This is a genomic window from Kitasatospora sp. RG8 (genome assembly GCF_017813315.1).
Lineage (GTDB): Bacteria > Actinomycetota > Actinomycetes > Streptomycetales > Streptomycetaceae > Kitasatospora.
In genome coordinates, this window is the sequence record NZ_JAGIYX010000005.1 from 273,767 (window position 1) to 292,984 (window position 19,218).

A 19,218-nucleotide genomic window follows, 5' to 3' on the forward strand; every position below is an offset into this window, starting at 1 on the left:
CCCTGGATCGACGTACCGGGGGCGAGAGTCTCCTGGCTTCCGGGTCGGACGCACCCCCGGGCCTTCCAGCGGCTTCTGACGGCCCGCCGTGGCTGTTCCGAACGTGCTCCCCGGTGACAGTGGCGGGACCGCGCCGGACTCGCACCGGCTTCCTCTGCATGCCTCCGTATTGGCTGAAGGATCCCATCACGCGGCCGAACCGCGAGTCAACCAAGGTCACGGAGGGGTTGGTCACACGGTCTGCACGGTTCCCGCCCCGGTTTCGGCCCCGTCGCTACCTCTGATCATCACCCCCCGCAGGGGCATGACAGCCTGTGTGATCGTCCAGCGGCATGTAGACCCCTACAGCGGTGCTTCGTGCGTTCGGCGGCTGGGGCACCGAACCACCAGCCCCTACCGTCGGGTCCCATGCGACGCAGACAGCCCCCCGCCGTCCCTCCGGTGCCCTTCTCGCCCGCGGCCGCCCGCGCGCACCGCGCCGGCCTCGGCCTGACCCCGGAACAGGTGGTCGAGGGCATGGCCGCGCACGGGGTCCGGCTGCTGCCCGCCCACGTGCTCGGCTGGGAGAGCGGCGAGCTGCGCCCCGCCGAGGAGGAGTTCATCGCGCTGGCCCGCGCCCTCTGGTGCCCGCCGGCGCAGCTGATGGGGGTCCGCCCGGCCCGGCTGCGGGACTTCCGGGTCGCCCGCGAGCTCGGCCAGGAGAACGCCGCCCGCCGGATCGGCATGCCGCTGCCGCACTACCAGCGGGCCGAGGCCACCGACCGCTGGGACGGAGACGAGGAGCAGACCCACGCGCTCGCCCGGGTGCTCGGCCTGACACTGCGCGAGCTGGTCGCGGTGACGGGCCGTCGGGAAGAGCTGGACCAGCGGCTGCGGCAGTGCGTGGACGGCCGCTGGCAGGCGCAGGTCCGGGCGATCGGCCGGATCGTGCCGGTGTACGAGGAGGACCTCGCCGCCGTGCTGGCGGTGCTGCAGAACGAGAACCAGGTCTCCTCCCACTGGGGCGCGGGCAGCTGGGGCTCCCCGGCCCCGGCGGCGCGGCACTCCGCGGGGCGGGAGCAGCCGCTCGACGAGCGGTTCTGGGAGCTGCTCGGCCGGCGGGACACCGAGATCCCGGTCTGACCGGAGGTCCGCACCCCGCGGCGACGCCGTGCCGAGGTGAAGACGGACCGAGGTGCCGAGACGATGCCGTGCCGAGGTGACCCCGTCCCGGTGCGGCCGGTGCTCCTCGGCGTGACGGGCGTCCCGGTGGGTCCCGGTGCGGCCCCGGGGGCCCGGTGTGACCCGGACGGCCGTGTCCGGTGGCCGGCCGCCGCCTCCGCGAGTGGACTGGTGGGCACACTGCCCAGTCCGCGACCTACAGAGCGGGGAGCGATATGCGTTGGGGAACCGCAGCCGTCGTGGCGGCCGCCGCCATCGGTGCCGGTGCCGGGGCCGCCGTGCTGGTCATCGGCCGGAGGGCGTCCGAGCGGATGGTCCACCCGGTGAAGGCCCCGGACCGACCCGCCGGCCCCGTCCTGGTCAAGGCCCTCGCCTCCGGGCGCGTCACCTTCACCCGCAGTCCGGAGAGCATCCGCCCCGGCCGCTGGGGCGTCGAGTGGGGGGACGGCGGGCACGCCGTGGTCGAGGAGGTCCTGCACGAGGACGCGCAGGGCGTCACCCGGCGGCTGGTCCGCGCCGACCGCGGCACCCTGACCTCCGGCACCGTGGTCCGTTTCACCCCCCGCGTCCACACGGGCGACCCGACCACCGCCCTCGGCCTGCCGTTCTCCGAGACCGCCGCCGCGGGCGAGCTGGGCGCCCTGCCCGCGTGGTACCTGGACGGCAAGCGCGGCACCTGGGTCGTCCTGGTCCACGGCTCCGGCGCCGACCGGCAGCAGGTCCTCCCGGTGCTCCCGCTGCTGGACCGGCTCGGCCTGCCCACTCTCGCCGTCACCTACCGCGGCGACGCGGGCGCCCCCGCCTCCCCCGACGGGCTCGACCACTTCGGCGAGACCGAGTGGCGGGACGTCGAGGCGGCCGTGCGGCTCGCCCTGGACAGCGGCGCCGGGAGGGTCGTCCTCTACGGCTGGTCGCTCGGCGCCACCATCGCCCTGCAGACCGCCGCCCGGTCCGCCTGGGCCGCCTCGGTCAGCAGCCTGATCCTGGACTCGCCCGTCCTCGACCTGCCCGCCACCGCCCGCCGGGGCGCCGCCCGCTCCGGCTACCGCGGCACCGCCGCCGAGCTCGGCGCCCTGGCGGTGGAGGGACGGACCGGCGTCGACCTGGCCGACTTCGCCCGGATCGCGGACGGCACCGACCTTCGGGTGCCCACCCTCGTCCTGCACGGCCCCGACGACCCCGTGGCACCCTGGCGGGCCGCCGCGCGGCTGGCCGGGCGCCGCTCCGACGTGGTCAGCCTCCAGCCGGTCCCCGGCGGCGACCACGCCGCCCTCTGGAACGCCGACCCCGCCCGCTACGAGGAGCAGCTCCGCCGCTGGCTCACACCGTTCCTCTAGCCCACCGTTCCTCCGGCCCCAGGCGGCCCTCCGCCCCCTCCCGTGACCACCGGGCGGCCGCCCCCGGGCAGCCCTGGCATGATCACGACATACAGATCCGGCCAGGCGGTTTGGCCTCTGTTGCCCGATCTTGTGGACCCCCCGCGCCCGCCTCCCGGAGCCCGCGGCGAACCGGATGTGACAGATGGCCGGTACAAGGGGAAGACTGCACGACGTGACGTCTCGGAACCCGCGCGACCGTGATGCCCCGCTCCCGCCGACGATCGGTTCCGGTGCGACGGTGACCCGTCTCCCCGGAACGGCCTACCGCCCCGCCGGCGCCCGGCCGGGCACCGGCGTACCCCGCCGACGAGGCCCCGCACCCGCCCCCGGCCGCGGCCGGGTCCCGGTGCCCGAGGGCTTCCCCGCTCCCGCCGAGCTCGCCCCGCTGGCCCGCCGGATGCTGGTCGACGCCGTCCGCATCGCCCGCTGGGCCGGCGAACTCTCCGAGGTCGACAAGCGCGGCGAGCTGCTCCCCGAGGACGCCCGCGCCGCCGGCCGCGCGCTGGCCATGACGGTCGGTGCCGCCGCCAACGCGTGGGGCCAGGCCCTGCTCGTCGGCCTGGTCGAGGCCAGGGACGGCGGCGCCGCCCCCGGCTGGCGCCTGCACGCCTGGGAGCACGACGACGAGGCCGTGGTCCGCGGCTGGTCGGCGCTGTTCGACGCCTGGACGCTGCTCGCCCCGGTACCGCCGGCCGCCCTGCGCGGCGTCTTCGCGGTGCTCGCCGGGCAGGCCGTCGACCAGGCGCCGCAGCTGCTCTCCTTCCTGCACCTGGTGGCCGGCCCGGTCGCCGACAGCGAGCTGCTGGAGCTGCTGCGCCGGGGCCTGGACGAGCGCCGGGTGGGCGGCGGTACCGGTGCGCTGGGCCTGTCGCCCGTGCCGCACGCCGCGTCCGCCGTCTCGGCCGTCCGCGGCACCTGCCGCGAGCCGCAGATCGACACCCCGGCCGCGACCGCCGACGTCGCCGCCGTCCTGGACTGGATGCTGGACGGCCTCGCCGCCGTCGGCGCCGTGGTCCGCAAGGACGAGGCCGCCGAGCTGTCCCCGCTGGGGCACTGGGCGGTGCGGGCCAAGCTGGAGGAGATCTGCACCGTCGCGCAGACCGCCGCCGGGCACATCGAGCAGAGCGCCTTCGAACTGCTCAACGCCTGCGCCGACTACTCGCCGGGCCCGGCCCGCGCCGAGTTCCGCGCCTGGGTGGCCGCCCGCCCGGCCGACCGGGCGGTGGCCGAGCTGCTGGACGCCGCGCAGGGCGACGACGCCCTGGTGCGCGGCCTCGCCTTCGAGGCGCTGCGCGTGGCCGGTTCCACCGCCGAGCAGGCCGTCCGGGCCGCCGTCGACGAGCCGGTGCTGCGCCCGTACGCGCTGCTCTGGCTGGCCGAGCAGTCGGACGAGGGCGTCGCCCCGGCGGACGTGCTCGGCGCGGAGGACGCCGCCTGGCTCTGGGTGGACACCGCCGCGGCCGTGCTGGACCACGGGGAGACCGAGCTGCTGGTCGGCCACGTCGAGGGCGCCTCGGCCGGTGACCCGGTCCGGCTGTTCGCCCGCGCCCGGCAGTCCGGGCACCCCCGGGCCGCCTCGGTGCTGACCGCCGTCTCCGGGGTCCACCCGGACCCGGGAGTGGCCCGCGCGGCCCGCCGTTCGGCCTTCAGCGTCCACCGCGGCGGCGCCTGAGCCGCGCCTGCGCCTGGGCCTGAGCCGTGAGCCTGAGCGGCCCGGGCAACCGCACCGCCGGAACAACCGCACCGCCCGGACGACCCCGGGTACGACGAAGGGCCCGGATCCGTTCACCGGATCCGGGCCCTTCGTCGTGCGTGTCGTGATCAGTCGAGCCGTGACTCGGCGCGGCGCGCCCGCACGTCCCCGACCTTCTGGCCGACCTTGCGCCGGATGACCAGCAGCGGGGCCATCGCGGCCAGCGTGATCTGGCCGTAGGCACCGATGTGCAGCAGGTAGTCGCCGCCCTTGAGGCCGGTCGCCCAGGCCGCCAGGCAGCCGATCGAGAGGACGATCCAGCAGAGCGTGGCGGTGGCCAGCAGCCCCTGCGGCTTCGGGTACTCGATCCGGCTCATCATCAGGTACGCGGTGCCCGCGATGGCCAGCAGGCCGGGCAGGAACGGCGGGTCCAGCAGCACGATGGCGATCACCGTCATGGCGCCCATCGGGCAGGGCATGCCCTGGAACACCCCGGGCCGCATCTTCACGGCCGAGAAGCGGGCCAGCCGCAGCACCACGGACAGCAGTACCGTCAGTGCGATCAGGGCCGAGAGCCGGCTGTCGGAGCCCGGCGAGACCATGCCCCAGACCGCGACGAAGTAGGCCGGCGCGATGCCGAAGCTGATCAGGTCGGCCAGGTTGTCGAGTTCGGCCCCGAGGGCGGAGGAGCGCAGCTTGCGCGCCACCAGCCCGTCGAAGAGGTCGCACATCGAACCGATCAGCAGCAGCGTCACCGCGGTGGCGGCGCTGTGCTTGTCCGGAGCGGCGTCCGGGTTGGTGATGTGCGGGACGAGGACCCCGGTGGTGATCGAGTAGATCGCCAGGAAGCCGCAGACGGCGTTCCCCAGGGTCAGGAAGTCGGCGGTGGACAGGTGCTGCGGGGAGCGCGGAGCACGCAGCTCGCGGTCGCGCGCCCAGCGGCGACGGCGCAGGGCTGTCTCCTCGTCGTCCAGGCCGACGATGGTCTCAGGTTCAGTCACGGTCAAGGCGAGTCACCCCGGCTGTGGTCTTCTGGCCGACCTCGACGCCGACCTCGACGCCGGCCGGCAGGTAGGTGTCGACCCGGGACCCGAAGCGGATCAGACCGATCCGATCGCCCTGCTCGACCTTGGTACCGGCGTCCACGTACGGCACGATCCGGCGGGCCACGGCCCCCGCGATCTGCACCATCTCGATGTCGCCGAGTTCGGTGTCGAAGTGCCAGACGACCCGCTCGTTCTGGTCGCTGTCCTTGTTGAACGCGGGCACGAAACCGCCCGCGACGTGCTCCACCGACGCCACCGTGCCGGGCAGGGGCGCCCGGTTGACGTGGACGTTGAGCGGGCTCATGAAGATCGCCACCCGGGTGCGGCCGTCCGGCCAGGCGTCGATGCTCTGCACCACGCCGTCGGCGGGGGAGATCACTCTGCCCGTGCCGATCTCACGCTCGGGGTCGCGGAAGAACCACAGCATGCCCGCGCCGAGCGCACAGGCGGGTACCGCCGCCAGGGCCCACTTGCCACTGCGCCGGGTGAGGGCGGTGGTCACGGCGGCCGTGGCGAGAGTGGGGACGAACCAGGGGGTGGCTCCGCGCGCGATGGTCACGCGGGGTCGCCGACCGGCCGTCGTGGGTGCGAGGGCATCGCGGTCCGTGACGGAGGTGTGAGGGGACGGGCTGATGGGCATCGAAGACCTTTGTCGCGGGGGAACATGGCCGCTGGACGGGGGCCACCGCGGGGATCGAGTAATAGAGGGACGGCTGCTGTCCCGGTGGATGCTATCGGGAGCACACGGTGGGTGGGCAACCCGCCTGCTCGTTCATGTGTCCTGCATGAGGCGTCGTTGCGCCTCCTTGGTATACGACCGTAGCTCGCCCCGCTCCGGTTCCCAAGGGTCCGGGCAGGGCTGGTGACTCATGTCTCAACGAACGGGCCGGCGGAACCGGGTGCGGCGCGGCGCCGTTCGTCGGCGGCGCGCACGAGGGTGCGCCGAAGCGGCCGCAAGGCGCGTGACAGCAGCTGTACGCCCTGCGGCCGCTTCGGGAGCCGTGCCGGGGCCCCAGGCGGACCAGGCCGGGGCCGTGGTGGGCACGGCGGGATGCCGGGACGGGCCCGCACGCCCGTCTTCCGGCCGTCATCGGGCCGTCGGCCCGGCTCCGCGGCGCGTCACCGCGCCGGGGCCGGGCACCGTTGGTCACTCCGCGATGCGGTACTCCTCCAGCAGGCGGCGGCCGACGATCATCTTCTGGATCTCCGCAGTACCTTCACCGATGAGCAGCATCGGGGCCTCGCGGTAGAGGCGCTCGATCTCGTACTCCTTGGAGAAGCCGTAGCCGCCGTGGATGCGGAAGGCGTCCTCGACGACCTCCTTGCAGTACTCGGAGGCGAGGTACTTGGCCATGCCGGCCTCGAGGTCGTTGCGCTCGCCGCTGTCCTTCTTGCGGGCGGCCATCACCATCATCTGGTGGGCGGCCTCGACCTTGGTGGCCATCTCGGCGAGCTTGAACTGGATCGCCTGGTGCTCGGCGATCTTCTTGCCGAAGGTCGAGCGCTGCTGGGCGTAGGAGATGCCCAGCTCGAAGGCGCGCCGCGCGACGCCGCAGCCGCGGGCGGCCACGTTGACCCGGCCGACCTCGACGCCGTCCATCATCTGGTAGAAGCCCTTGCCCGGGACGCCGCCGAGGATGCGGTCGGCCGGGATGCGGACGTCCTGGAGCACCAGCTCGGTGGTGTCGACGCCCTTGTAGCCCATCTTCTCGATCTTCCCGGGCACGGTGAGGCCGGGGACGGTCGGGTTCGGGCCGAAGCCCGCCGTCTTCTCGATCAGGAAGGTGGTCATGTTCTTGTACGGGCTGTTGCCGCCCTCGTCGGTCTTGCAGAGCACCGCGACCAGGGTGGACGTGCCGCCGTTGGTGAGCCACATCTTCTGGCCGTTGAGGACGTAGAAGTCGCCGTCCTTGACGCCCTTGGTGGAGATGGCCGAGACGTCCGAGCCGAGGCCGGGCTCGGACATCGAGAAGGCGCCGCGGATCTCGCCGGCCGCCATCTTCGGCAGGAAGTAGTCCTTCTGCTCCTGGGTGCCGTGCGCGTTGATCATGTGCGCCACGATGAAGTGCGTGTTGACGATGCCGGAGACGGACATCCAGCCGCGGGCGATCTCCTCCACCACGAGGGCGTAGGTGAGCAGCGACTCGCCGAGGCCGCCGTACTCCTCGGGGATGGTGAGCCCGAAGAGGCCGAGCTGCTTCATGCCCTCGACGATGGCGGTCGGGTACTCGTCCTTGTGCTCCAGCTCGGTCGCGACCGGAATGATCTCCTTGTCGACGAAATCCCGCACGGTGGCGAGGATGTCCCGCTGGATCTCGGTGAGGCCGTCGGTCTGTGCGAGGCGTCCCATCGTGCGGCTCCTGTGGCGAAGAGAAAAGAGGGTGGGGGCGAAGAGCGGGGGGGGGGATTGCCGGGGGCCCTGCCGGCGTGGCTGCGGCAGCAGGGCCCCCGTTCCGGGTGGGGATCGGCCGATGACGGCGGCCTACCCGTCCGGGGTCCAGGAGCTCCGAGGTGCAGGGAGCTCCGTGGTCGGTGGGTCTCCCGGGCTCAGGAGAGGGGAGTGGGACGGCCGGGCTGCTCGCCGCCGCGCTCCTTGATGTACGTCTCGGTCGGCACCATCACCTTCCGGCGGAAGATGCAGACGACCGTGCCGTCCTGCTTGTACCCCTTGGTCTCGACGTAGACGATGCCCCGGTCGTCCTTGGACTTGGACGGCCACTTGTCGAGCACCGTCGTCTCGCCGTAGATGGTGTCGCCGTGGAAGGTCGGCGCCACGTGCCGCAGCGACTCGATCTCCAGGTTGGCGATCGCCTTGCCGGAGACGTCCGGGACGGACATGCCGAGCAGCAGCGAGTAGATGTAGTTGCCCACCACGACGTTCTTGCCGAAGTCCGTCGTCTTCTCCGCATAGTTCGTGTCCATGTGGAGCGGGTGGTGGTTCATCGTGAGCAGACAGAAGAGGTGGTCGTCGTACTCGGTGACCGTCTTGCCGGGCCAGTGCTTGTAGACCGCCCCGACCTCGAACTCCTCGTAGGTGCGTCCGAACTGCATCTCAGTGGTCCTTAGGGGGTCAGGCCTGCGGGGGCTCGAACTTGGAGGTGCGCTGGAAACCGGCGGCCCGGCCCTTGCCCGCGATGACCAGGGCCATCTTGCGGCTGGCCTCGTCGATCATCTCGTCGCCGAGCATCGCGGAGCCCTTGGCGCCGCCCGCCTCGGAGGTGCACCAGTCGTACGCGTCGAGGATCAGCTCGGCGTGGTCGTAGTCCTCCTGCGAGGGCGAGAAGATCTCGTTCGCGGCGGCGACCTGGTCCGGGTGGAGCACCCACTTGCCGTCGAAGCCGAGCGCGGCGGCGCGGCCGGCCACCTCGCGGTAGCCCTCCTGGTTGCGGATCTGCAGGTAGGGGCCGTCGATCGCCTGGAGGTCGTTGGCGCGGGCGGCCATCAGGATGCGCATCAGGATGTAGTGGTAGGCGTCGGCCGGGTAGCCCGCCGGCTGCTCGCCGACCACCAGGGACTTCATGTTGATCGAGGCCATGAAGTCGGCCGGGCCGAAGATGATGGTCTCCAGCCGCGGGGAGGCCTCGGCGATCGCGTCGACGTTGATCAGGCCCTTGGCGTTCTCGATCTGCGCCTCGATGCCGATCTTGCCGACCTCGAAGCCCATGGTCTTCTCGATCTGGGTGAGCAGCAGGTCGAGCGCCTTGACCTGCTCGGCGTCCTGGACCTTGGGCAGCATGATGCAGTCGAGGTTCGGGCCGGCGCCCTCGACGACCGTGATCACGTCGCGGTACGTCCAGTGGGTGGTCCAGTCGTTGACCCGGACGACCTTGGTCTTCTTGCCCCAGTCGCCGTTGTTCAGCGCGTCGACGATGTTGTGCCGGGCGCTCTCCTTGACCAGGGGGGCGCAGGCGTCCTCCAGGTCCAGGAAGACCTGGTCGGCCGGGAGGCCCTGGGCCTTCTCCAGGAAGCGCGGGTTGGAGCCCGGCACGGCGAGGCAGGAGCGGCGGGGGCGCAGACGGTTGACGTTGCTCATGAGGGTGGTTCAGTTCCTTCCAGTGGTCAGCTGGTGGTCGCGGGTGCGGGCGTCCAGGGCTGGAGCCGGTTGGCCAGCCGGATCTCGTCCACGATCCGGCCGATGATGGTCGTGATGCCGAAGTCCTTCGGGGTGAACACGGCGGCGACGCCGGCGGCCTTGAGGGCCTCGCCGTCCGCTGCCGGGATGATGCCACCCACGATCACCGGGACATCCTCCACCCCGGCCCGGCGCAGCCGGTGCAGGACGTCGGGCACGAGCTCGGAGTGGGCCCCCGAGAGGATCGACAGGCCGACGCAGTGCACGTCCTCCGCGACGGCGGCGGAGACGATCTGCTCGGGCGTCAGCCGGATGCCCTGGTAGACCACCTCGAACCCGGCGTCGCGGGCCCGCACGGCGATCTGCTCGGCGCCGTTGGAGTGCCCGTCCAGGCCGGGCTTGCCGACCAGTAGGCGCAGCTTGCCGCTGCCCAGCTCGGCGGCGGTAGCGGCGACCGCCTCGCGGACCGCGGCCAGCTCGCCGCCGGGCTCGGCCGCGGCCGCGACCGGGGCGCCGCCGACGCCGGTGGGCGCGCGGTACTCGCCGAAGACCTCGCGCAGGGCGAAGGACCACTCGCCGGTGGTGACCCCGGCACGGGCGCAGGCGAGCGTCGGGGCCATCAGGTTGGCGTCGGTGGCGGCGACGGCCTTGAGCTCCTCCAGGGCGCGCAGGGCGGCGCTCTCGTCGCGCTGCGCGCGCCACTTCTCCAGGTTGGCGAGGACGGACTGCTCGGAGGCCGGGTCGACCACCATGATCGCGGTGTCGAGGTCGGCCGTGAGCGGGCTCTCCTCGGTGGTGTCGAAGCAGTTGACACCGATGATCTTGTCCTCGCCGGACTCGATCCGGGCCCGGCGGGCGGCGTGCGAGGCGACCAGGTTGGACTTCAGGTAGCCGGACTCGACGGCGGGGATCACCCCGCCCATCTCCAGCACCTTGGCGATCTCGGCCTCGGCGCCGGCGAGCAGCGCGGCGGTCTTGGCCTCGATCACCTCCGAGCCGTTGAAGATGTCCCCGTACTCCAGCAGGTCGGACTCGTAGGCGAGCACCTGCTGGATGCGCAGCGACCACTGCTGGTCCCACGGCCGGGGCAGGCCGAGGGCCTCGTTCCAGGCCGGCAGCTGGACGGCCCGGGCGCGGGCGTCCTTGGAGAGGGTGACGGCGAGCATCTCCAGCACGATCCGCTGGACGTTGTTCTCCGGCTGCGCCTCGGTCAGGCCCAGCGAGTTGACCTGGACGCCGTAGCGGAACCGCCGCTGCTTGGCGTCCTGGATGCCGTACCGCTCCAGCGTGACCTTCTCCCAGAGCTGGGCGAAGGCGCGCATCTTGCACATCTCCTCGACGAAGCGCACGCCGGCGTTGACGAAGAAGGAGATCCGGGCGACCACCTCGCCCATCCGCTCGGCCGGCACCTGGCCGGAGTCGCGGACCGCGTCCAGCACCGAGATGGCGGTGCACATCGCGTAGGCGATCTCCTGGACCGGGGTGGCCCCGGCCTCCTGGAGGTGGTAGCTGCAGATGTTGATCGGGTTCCACTTGGGGATGTTGCCGACCGTGTAGGCGATCATGTCGGTGATCAGGCGCACCGACGGCCCGGGCGGGAAGACGTGCGTCCCGCGCGAGAGGTACTCCTTGACGATGTCGTTCTGGGTGGTGCCGGTGAGCCTGGCGACGTCGGCGCCCTGCTCCTCGGCGACCACCTGGTAGAGCGCCAGCAGCCACATCGCGGTGGCGTTGATCGTCATCGAGGTGTTGGTCTGTTCGAGCGGGATGCCGTCGAACAGGGTGCGCATGTCCCCGACGTGGCCCACCGGCACGCCGACCCGGCCGACCTCGCCGCGGGCGAGGATGTGGTCGGAGTCGTAGCCGGTCTGGGTCGGCAGGTCGAAGGCGACCGAGAGGCCGGTCTGGCCCTTCGCGAGGTTCCGCCGGTAGAGCGCGTTGGAGTCGCTCGCGGTCGAGTGCCCCGCGTACGTGCGCATCAGCCAGGGACGGTCACGGTCGGCCATGTCAGACGTCCCGGAAGCGGTTGATCGCCGGGAGGTGCTTGGCGCGCAGCTCGTGGTCGCGCACGCCCATGCCCTCCTCGGGCGCCAGGCAGAGGACGCCGACCTTGCCCTGGTGCTTGTTCTGGTGCACGTCGAGGGCGGCCTGGCCGGTCTCCTCCAGGGAGTAGACCTTGGACAGGGTCGGGTGGATCTTGCCCTTGGCGACCAGGCGGTTGGCCTCGAACGCCTCGCGGTAGTTGGCGAAGTGCGAGCCGACGATGCGCTTCAGCGACATCCACAGGTAGCGGTTGTCGTACTGGTGCATGAAGCCGGAGGTCGAGGCGCAGGTGACGATGGTGCCGCCCTTGCGGGTGACGTAGACCGAGGCACCGAAGGTCTCGCGGCCCGGGTGCTCGAAGACGATGTCCACGTCCTCGCCGCCGGTGAACTCGCGGATCTTGGAGCCCAGGCGCTTCCACTCGCGCGGGTCCTGGTTGTTCTCGTCCTTCCAGAACTTGTAGCCCTCGGCGGAGCGGTCGATGATCGCCTCGGCGCCCATGGCGCGGCAGATCTCGGCCTTGGACTCGCTGGAGACCACGCAGATCGGGGTGGCGCCGCCGGCCAGCGCGTACTGGGTGGCGTACGAGCCGAGGCCGCCGCTGGCGCCCCAGATCAGCACGTTGTCGCCCTGCTTCATGCCCGCGCCGTTCTGCGAGACGAGCTGGCGGTAGGCGGTGGAGTTGACCAGGCCGGGGGAGGCGGCCTCCTCCCAGGTGAGGTGCTTCGGCTTGGGCAGCAGCTGGTTGGTCTTCACCAGCGCGAGCTGGGCCAGGCCGCCGAAGTTGGTCTCGAAGCCCCAGATGCGCTGCTCCGGGTCCATCATCGTGTCGTTGTGGCCGTCCGGGGACTCCAGCTCGACCGAGAGGCAGTGGGCGACGACCTCGTCGCCCGGCTTCCAGGCGTTGACGCCGGCGCCGGTGCGCAGGACGACGCCCGCGAGGTCCGAGCCGAGGATGTGGTACGGCAGGTCGTGACGCTTGGTCAGCGGCGACAGGCGGCCGTAGCGCTCCAGGAAGCCGAAGGTGGAGACCGGCTCGAAGATCGAGCTCCACACGGTGTTGTAGTTCACCGAGCTCGCCATGACGGCGACCAGGGCCTCGCCCGGGCCCAGCTCGGGCAGGGCGACGTCGTCGAGGTGAAGGGACTTGCGCGGGTCCTTGTCGCGGCTGTCGAGACCCGCGAACATCTGCTCCTCGTCCTTGTGGAGCGTGACCGCCCGGTAGGACTCGGGGAGCTTGATGGCGGCGTAGTCCTCCGACGTGGCGTCGTTGCTGAGGATCGCGTCGAGGATTTCCTGCATGGCTGCCTCCGAAGGCGTACCTGTGTGAGGGGGGCACAGGGCGTCTGGGGGAGCCGGGAGCGGACACCGGCTTCGCTGAGGTGGGTGGTGGGTGGTGTGGCTGGTGGGCCTGGAGTGCTGGGCACTGCTCCCGGGGTGTGGGAGCACCGGACGACGGCGCGCCGAGGTGGGGAGCCGCGGCGCCGCTGACTGGTGGGTAACAACGTAGTGGCACCCTGTGCCACTCGTAAAGACACCGGGTGTCATCAATTCAGGTGAACCGAATCCGCGTGCGAGCGGCCGCGGGCGGACACGGAAAGGGCCCGTACCGGCACTCCGGTACGGGCCCTCGAAACCGCGTTGAACTGCTCTGACCTGCGAATACGTGAGAGGTCAGGACTCCCTGGCGCCGCTCAGCGCGGCCCTGATGCTGTCCACCACGACGTCCAGCGGAGCGTCGGTCCGGGCCACTGTGATGAGTACCTCACCTCCGGGGCTGGCACTCAGTGCGCTCGCGGCAGCCTCCTCCAGTCCCGTCACACTGGCACCGGGTGCCACGAGCGACCCGCGCCGGCGGGCACCGGGTGCGGAGGACGCCCAGAAGGTCCGCCGGATCACCTCGAAGGAGTGGTCCAGCTGTGCCTCCACGTCCCCCCGGCCGCCGGCCCGCAGCCAGCGCCGCAGCACGTGGTTGTGGGCGGCGACGACGGCCGCCGCCGACACCTCGGCGAGCATCGAGTCGTCCTCGCCGCCGTGCTGCCAGCCCGCCGGGATCTCCCCCGAGGTGTCGAAGCGCCCGAGCAGGTACCGGGTGAACAGCCGCTCGTACCGGGCCACCACGGCGATCTCCCGCTCGCGCAGCGCCGGCACCTGGCGGATCAGCTGGTACCGCGCGACCGAGACGGCCGGAGTGGAGGCGTACATCCGCAGCACCTCCTTGATGCCCCGGCAGACCACGTCCAGCGGGTGCTCCTCGGGCTCGGCGCTGGCCAGCAGGTCGGCCACCCGGACCAGGGTGTCGTCGTGGTCCGGGAAGATCGCCTCCTCCTTGGACCGGAAGTACCGGAAGAAGGTCCGCCGGGCCACCCCGGCGGCCGCGGCGATCTGGTCGACCGTCGTCTCCTCGTAGCCCTGCGAGGCGAACAGCTCCATCGCGGCGGTGGCCAGGTCCTGGCGCATCTGCTGGCGCTGTGCTGCCGCCCGGCGGCTGCCAGGGCCCCCGTCGGGGGCGGCGGGGCCGGACCCGGCCGGCCGGTCGGCGCCGCGCGGGGCGGCGGCGTGCTGCGGGGAGGCTGACTGAACCCGATCCATGCCCGGAACGCTACACGTCCCGGCGGCCGGCGCCGCGGGCCTTCCCCGCCGCACCGGCGCGACCGGGCCGGTCACGGCAGGTCTGGGCCAGCGGGCCGACACCGTCCCGGGGCTCCAGCCCGGCCGTGACGGCCCGTAGGCCGCCGATCCGCCGGCCACCGGGCCGCCCGTCGGGGGCGCGGTCACCGGCGGGCGTGGTCGCGGAAGCCGCGGCCGGTCTTGCGGCCGAGGCAGCCGGCCGCCACCAGGTGCTCCAGCAGCGGCGCCGCCGCCAGGCCCGGCTCGCGGAACTCCTGGTGCAGCACCTTCTCGATGGTCAGCGAGACGTCCAGGCCGACCACGTCCAGCAGCTCGAACGGGCCCATCGGGTAGCCGCAGCCCAGCTTCATCGCGGTGTCGATGTCGTCCACCGTCGCGTAGTGCTCCTGGAGCATCCGCACCGCGTCGTTCAGGTACGGGAAGAGCAGCGCGTTCACGATGAAACCGGCCCGGTCGCCGCACTCCACCGGGTGCTTGCGCACCTTGGCGCACAGCTCCAGCACGGTCGCGGTGACGTCCGGCGCGGTCAGCACGGTGGACACCACCTCGACCAGCTTCATGGCCGGCGCCGGGTTGAAGAAGTGCATGCCGATGACGTCCTGCGGCCGCGAGGTCGCCGAGGCGCAGCTGATCACCGGCAGCGAGGAGGTGGTGGTGGCGAGCACCGCGCCCGGCTTGACGATCTTGTCCAGGGTGGCGAACAGCTCGCGCTTGACCTCCAGGTTCTCGGCGACCGCCTCGACCACCAGGTCGACCTCGGCCAGCTCGGCGTACTGCCCGACCGGCGTCACCAGCCCCAGCGCCGCGTCCCGCTGCTCCGCGGTCATCCGGCCCTTGGCGACGGAGCGCTCCAGCGACCTGGCCAGCTGCGCCTTGGCCTTCTCGGCCTTCTCCAGGCTGCGGGCGGCCAGCAGCACCCGGTACCCGGCCTTGGCGAACACCTCGACGATGCCGGTGGCCATCGTGCCCGAGCCGCAGACGCCGACGCTGCGCACCTCGCGGCCCGGCACCTGCGCCCGCGCCGGCCCGGTGGCGGCGTCGACCGCCCGGGATGAGCCCGGCGCCTCGTAGGTGTAGAAGCCCCGGCCGGACTTGCGGCCCAGCAGCCCGGCGGAGACCAGCTGGCCGAGGATCGGCGCGGGCGCGTGCAGCCGGTCCCGGGACTGCTCGTACATCGCCTCCAGCACCGTCCGGGCGGTGTCCACGCCGATCAGGTCGAGCAGGGCCAGCGGGCCCATCGGCAGGCCGCAGCCGAGCCGCATCGCGGCGTCGATGTCCTCCCGGGTGGCGTACCTGGACTCGTACATCGCGGCGGCCTGGTTCAGGTACGCGAAGAGCAGTCCGTTCACCACGAAGCCGGCCCGGTCGCCGGCGGCCACCGGCTCCTTGCCGAGGTCCCGGGCGAACGCCGCGGCGTCCTCGGCCACCTGCGGGGCGGTCAGCACGGTGCGGACCACCTCGACCAGCTTCATGGTGTGCACCGGGTTGAAGAAGTGCAGGCCCAGCACGCGCTCCGGGCGGGCGGTGGCGGCGGCGATCCGGGTCACCGACAGCGCGGTGGTACCGGTCGCCAGCACGGTGCTCTCCGGGCAGATCCGGTCCAGCTCGGCGAAGACCTCCCGCTTCAGCTCCAGCTGCTCGGGCACCTCCTCGATCACCAGGTCGGCCTCGGCGGCGGCCGCCAGGCCGTGGCCCACCGAGATCCGCGCGAGCAGTCCGGCCCGCTCCTCCGCGGTGATCCGCTCCCGGGCCACCGCGTGCGCGGTCGCCTCCTCGATCCGGGCCAGCGCCCGGGCGGCGGAGTCCTCGTTGGCCTCGATGCCGATCACCCGGCGGCCGCTCTTCGCGACCGCCACCGCGACGCCGGCACCCATCGTGCCGAGGCCGACCACGGCGACCGTGGGGAAGGGACGCTCCATGTGTCCTGACTCCTTGTCATGAGGGCCCGCGCGCGCTCCGACGGACGCGCCGTCGGAGGAGGGTCCGCGCGCGGGGCTTGGGAGATGACGGTTGCGGCCACCGGCGCAGCCGCCGGTCCGCTCCGGCCGTGCTGCGGGTGTGCCGTGGTACTCAGGCGCTCGAGGTGAAGGAAGCGGCTCTGATACGAGGGAAGAAGCCCGGCCCAGCCGCGATCCGCGGCACCGGCCGGTGAAGGAGGCACCGTCAACCGTCGCCCGCCCCGCGCGGTGTACGCGCCTGCGGACGACCCCGTCGGTGCGGCTCCCGAAGCCCGACGGTGGTGCGTGCGGCCACTGTAGCGAAGCTACCCACCAGTAGGAAGAGGTCGGGCGCCGACGGAACGGAAATTCGTTCGGGGCGATCGAGGGGGGTTCGCTAGGGTGGCGGCGCGGGGGCGGCTCCGCGGCGTGCTTCCTTCTCCATTCACTGTAAATGAACCCGAGTGCGCCCACTCTCCGCCCCCGCTTCGTCGTATCCGCCGGGGGAAGAACCAGTGAAGAAGCAGAACGCCGCCACGCCCGACACCGGTCTCGACCCGCTGCTGCTGCGCAGGAACGGGGCCGTCGTCGTCGAGGGCGGGGCGTCCGCGGGGGAGCCGGATCCGTGGAGCGCGCAGGGGCTGGTGGCCCTGGAGGCCGACCTCGCCCAGCGCGGGTACCTCCTGACCGGGCCGCTGCGCGCCGCACTTGCCCGGCTGCGGCCGGCCGCCCTGGCCGACACCGGCGGCGCCCTGCTGCGCCGCGTCGACGCCGCACTCGGCGCCGACCGCAGTCACAAGCCGCTGTTCCGCACCTTCCCCGACGGCGTGCCGCGGCACGCCCGCAGCCTCTACTCGGCACACGTGCGGGCCTTCCTGCTGAACCAGCCGAACCAGCCGTGCTGCTGCTGCGCCCGCCCCGGCGCCGAGGCCGGCATCGGCGCCCTCGCGCCCTGCGCCCACCTGCTCTGCGCCGAGTGCCACGAGGAGCTGGCCGGCCACGGGCGCTGCCCGCTCTGCGACGTCCCGATCGACGAGGAGACGTACCTCCCGCTGGACGCCCGGGCCGTCCGCAACGCCGCCCGCGAGCACGCCGCCGACGCGCTGCTCCGCCCGCTCCGGCTCGCCGACGGCTGCGACCCGGCCGCCGTCGCCGCCGTCGAGCTGGCCCGGCTGCTGGAACGCCGCACCCCGCTGAACCCGCAGGACCGCGAGGACCTCGCGGTGCTGCTCCGCCACGCCCCGGCCGACCCGGCCGGCTGGCTGCCCGCCGACATCCCCGTCCGGGAGAGCCGCGCCACCGTCCTGGCGGCCCTCCTCCACCGGGACCGGGACGCCGTCCGTCCACTGCTCGCCGACCACCTCACGACCGCCACCGACGTGCTCCGGCTGGTCTGGGCCTGGTCCGGCGCCGAGCCCGACCTGCTGCCCGCCACCGCCAGGGGTCTGCGACTGCGCAACCTGCCCCGCCCGCTCCGCCGCGACCTGCTGGCCGTCCTCGACGCGTTCCCGCTCGGCACCCTCGCCGAGGACCTCGGCCGGCACCGCCAGGCCTGGCTGCGCGCCGGCGAGCTGCTGCACCCGTACGAGCACCGCGACCGCTTCCCGTACGCGGCGGCCGCCTTCGCCGTCCTGCGCCGGAGCGACCTCGACCTCCACGGCCTCGGCCCGCGGCTGCGCGAGGCGCCCGCGCCGCTGCGGGTGAACGAGACCCCGGCCGGCCACACCCGACTGGTGGTCACCACCTTCGCCGCCAAGGTCGAGCGGGCCCTGGCCGGCGGTGACGTGCCCGCCGCCGTCCGGCTGCTGGCCGGCCGTCCGGGCGAGCTGGTCCGCCGGCTGCACCACCTGCTGCGGGTGCACGCCTCCTGGAGCCCCGGCGAGCCGCTGCCCGCCGAGCTCGCCGGGGTGCTCCCGGCCGCGCTGCGCAGGGTCGCGCCCGGCCCGCTGCTCGGCGCGTACGGGCGGCTGCGCGCTCCGCGCGAGGCGGGTGAGCGCCGGCTCTACTTCCCGCGCGGGCGGGTCGCGCTGGCGCACGCCCGCGACGACTGGGGCACCGAGGTCCCGGCGGCGCTCAGTGCACCCGTCTGCACCCTGATCGAGGCCGAACTGCTGCGCCGCGCCGGTCGGCACGGGCGCCTCGACCTCGCGGTGCTGGACGAGGGCCTCGCCGACCTGGTGGTGCCGTTCGCCGAGCGGGCCGGCGCCAGGACGCTGGTCGCGGTGCCCCGCGGCAGCGTCCAGCGGCTGCCGGACGGCCGCCGGGTCCGGCTCTTCCTGCACTGGATGCAGAAGCCGCACCAGCGGGTCGACCTCGACCTCTCGGTCGCGCTGTACGACGAGCACTGGCAGTTCACCGGACTCTGCGACTACACGCACCTGGTGCACGGACCGCGGGCCGCGGTGCACTCCGGCGACCTCACCTCGGCCCCGCCGCCGCACGGCGCCACGGAGTTCGTCGACCTCGACCTGCCGGCGCTGGCCGCGGGCGGCGACCGGTACGCCGTGGTCGTCGTCTTCGCCTACAACGACATCCCCTTCGAGGACCTCTCCGACGCCTTCGCCGGCTTCATGGAGCTGGACGAGGCGTCCGCACGCGGCCGCAAGGACCACTTCCGCCCGAAGGCCGTCCGGCAGCGGCTGGACCTCGGCGGCGACGCCAAGGTCTGCGTGCCGATGATCGTCGACCTGACGGGGCGCAGCTACACCTGGACCGACCTCAACACCAGCGCCTCCGGGGGCTTCCACAACGTCCGGCGGCACCGGGAGCGGATCGGCACGCTGGCCGCCGACGTGCTGGCGCACTTCGCCGAGGGCACCCGCGCCACGCTCTGGGACCTCTCCTGCGCGACCGCGGCCGCCCGGACCGACGAGGTGCTGGTCCGCACCCGTGGCGGGGCGATCGACAGCTACCGCCGCGCCGCGGACGAGCCGGTGGCGGACTTCGCCGAGCGGCTGCGCGCCCGGCACCTGCCCGACGGCCGCCAGGACGCCCCGCCCGACGACACCGCCCTCGTCCTGGCCGGACGGCTCACCGGCGCCCGGGCGTTCACCGCCCTGGTGCACGCCGACGTGCCCGCCCCGGCCGGCCTCGGCGGCGCCCTGTACCGGCTCTACCCGGGCGGGCTGGACGCGGCGCCGGACACCCTGGAGCGGCTCACCGCGGGGGACCTGGTGGCCCTGTTCGCCCCGGACGAGTGAACCGGCGGACGGGTGTCCGGCCGGACCACCCGATAGGGGAGTTCCGCGGGCCCAAC

At 73.1% G+C, this 19,218-nt stretch carries 13 protein-coding genes and 1 riboswitch; of the genes, 4 read left to right on the plus strand and 9 right to left on the minus strand.

All coding sequences use genetic code 11. From position 1 onward, the window contains the following. Positions 1–25: 25 nt before the first annotated feature. Positions 26–156: riboswitch (cobalamin riboswitch) on the minus strand. A 252-nt stretch (positions 157–408) separates the two neighbouring features. The 3 genes from J5Y04_RS11115 to J5Y04_RS11125 all read left to right on the plus strand — a co-directional run bounded on the left by J5Y04_RS11115 (position 409) and on the right by J5Y04_RS11125 (position 4,212). Further along, on the plus strand, positions 409–1,122 hold the full coding sequence (locus tag J5Y04_RS11115) for a helix-turn-helix transcriptional regulator (protein ID WP_209411784.1): 714 nt from the start codon (positions 409–411) through the stop codon (positions 1,120–1,122). 254 nt (positions 1,123–1,376) lie between these two features. Next, positions 1,377–2,498, plus strand: coding sequence for an alpha/beta hydrolase (locus tag J5Y04_RS11120; protein ID WP_209411785.1), 1,122 nt, complete (start codon positions 1,377–1,379; stop codon positions 2,496–2,498). A 280-nt stretch (positions 2,499–2,778) separates the two neighbouring features. Further along, complete coding sequence (locus tag J5Y04_RS11125; RefSeq protein ID WP_307853054.1) at positions 2,779–4,212, plus strand: hypothetical protein; 1,434 nt, start codon at positions 2,779–2,781, stop codon at positions 4,210–4,212. Between the two features lie 149 nt (positions 4,213–4,361). Here J5Y04_RS11125 and J5Y04_RS11130 read toward each other — a convergent pair whose 3' ends face one another. From J5Y04_RS11130 to J5Y04_RS11170, 9 genes are all read right to left on the minus strand, one after another. Continuing rightward, positions 4,362–5,240, minus strand: a complete 879-nt coding sequence (locus J5Y04_RS11130; RefSeq protein WP_374105984.1) for a phosphatidylcholine/phosphatidylserine synthase — start codon at positions 5,238–5,240, stop codon at positions 4,362–4,364. Further along, positions 5,227–5,919 (minus strand): phosphatidylserine decarboxylase, encoded by a 693-nt coding sequence (locus tag J5Y04_RS11135; protein ID WP_245204592.1) that lies wholly within the window; start codon positions 5,917–5,919, stop codon positions 5,227–5,229. The genes J5Y04_RS11130 and J5Y04_RS11135 overlap by 14 nt, the downstream gene beginning before the upstream one ends. A gap of 507 nt (positions 5,920–6,426) precedes the next feature. Then, positions 6,427–7,629 carry an acyl-CoA dehydrogenase family protein gene (locus tag J5Y04_RS11140; RefSeq protein ID WP_209411787.1) on the minus strand — a complete coding sequence of 401 codons (1,203 nt, stop codon included), beginning with the start codon at positions 7,627–7,629 and terminating at the stop codon, positions 6,427–6,429. 197 nt (positions 7,630–7,826) lie between these two features. Then, the gene (locus J5Y04_RS11145; protein ID WP_045704019.1) at positions 7,827–8,330 is read right to left on the minus strand and encodes a MaoC family dehydratase; all 504 of its coding nucleotides are present in this window, start codon (positions 8,328–8,330) and stop codon (positions 7,827–7,829) included. 19 nt (positions 8,331–8,349) lie between these two features. Beyond that, the gene (locus J5Y04_RS11150; protein WP_148642439.1) at positions 8,350–9,312 is read right to left on the minus strand and encodes a CoA ester lyase; all 963 of its coding nucleotides are present in this window, start codon (positions 9,310–9,312) and stop codon (positions 8,350–8,352) included. A 26-nt stretch (positions 9,313–9,338) separates the two neighbouring features. Then, complete coding sequence (locus J5Y04_RS11155) at positions 9,339–11,357, minus strand: protein meaA (RefSeq protein ID WP_209411788.1); 2,019 nt, start codon at positions 11,355–11,357, stop codon at positions 9,339–9,341. Between the two features lies 1 nt (position 11,358). Then, complete coding sequence (gene ccrA / locus J5Y04_RS11160; RefSeq protein ID WP_209411789.1) at positions 11,359–12,696, minus strand: crotonyl-CoA carboxylase/reductase; 1,338 nt, start codon at positions 12,694–12,696, stop codon at positions 11,359–11,361. Positions 12,697–13,068: 372 nt separating this feature from the next. Next, positions 13,069–13,986, minus strand: a complete 918-nt coding sequence (locus J5Y04_RS11165; protein WP_209411790.1) for a TetR family transcriptional regulator — start codon at positions 13,984–13,986, stop codon at positions 13,069–13,071. A gap of 182 nt (positions 13,987–14,168) precedes the next feature. Next, on the minus strand, positions 14,169–15,944 hold the full coding sequence (locus J5Y04_RS11170; protein WP_209411791.1) for a 3-hydroxyacyl-CoA dehydrogenase family protein: 1,776 nt from the start codon (positions 15,942–15,944) through the stop codon (positions 14,169–14,171). A gap of 533 nt (positions 15,945–16,477) precedes the next feature. Here J5Y04_RS11170 and J5Y04_RS11175 point away from each other — a divergent pair. Beyond that, positions 16,478–19,162 carry an MXAN_6230/SCO0854 family RING domain-containing protein gene (locus J5Y04_RS11175; RefSeq protein WP_307853055.1) on the plus strand — a complete coding sequence of 895 codons (2,685 nt, stop codon included), beginning with the start codon at positions 16,478–16,480 and terminating at the stop codon, positions 19,160–19,162. Positions 19,163–19,218 lie beyond the last annotated feature (56 nt).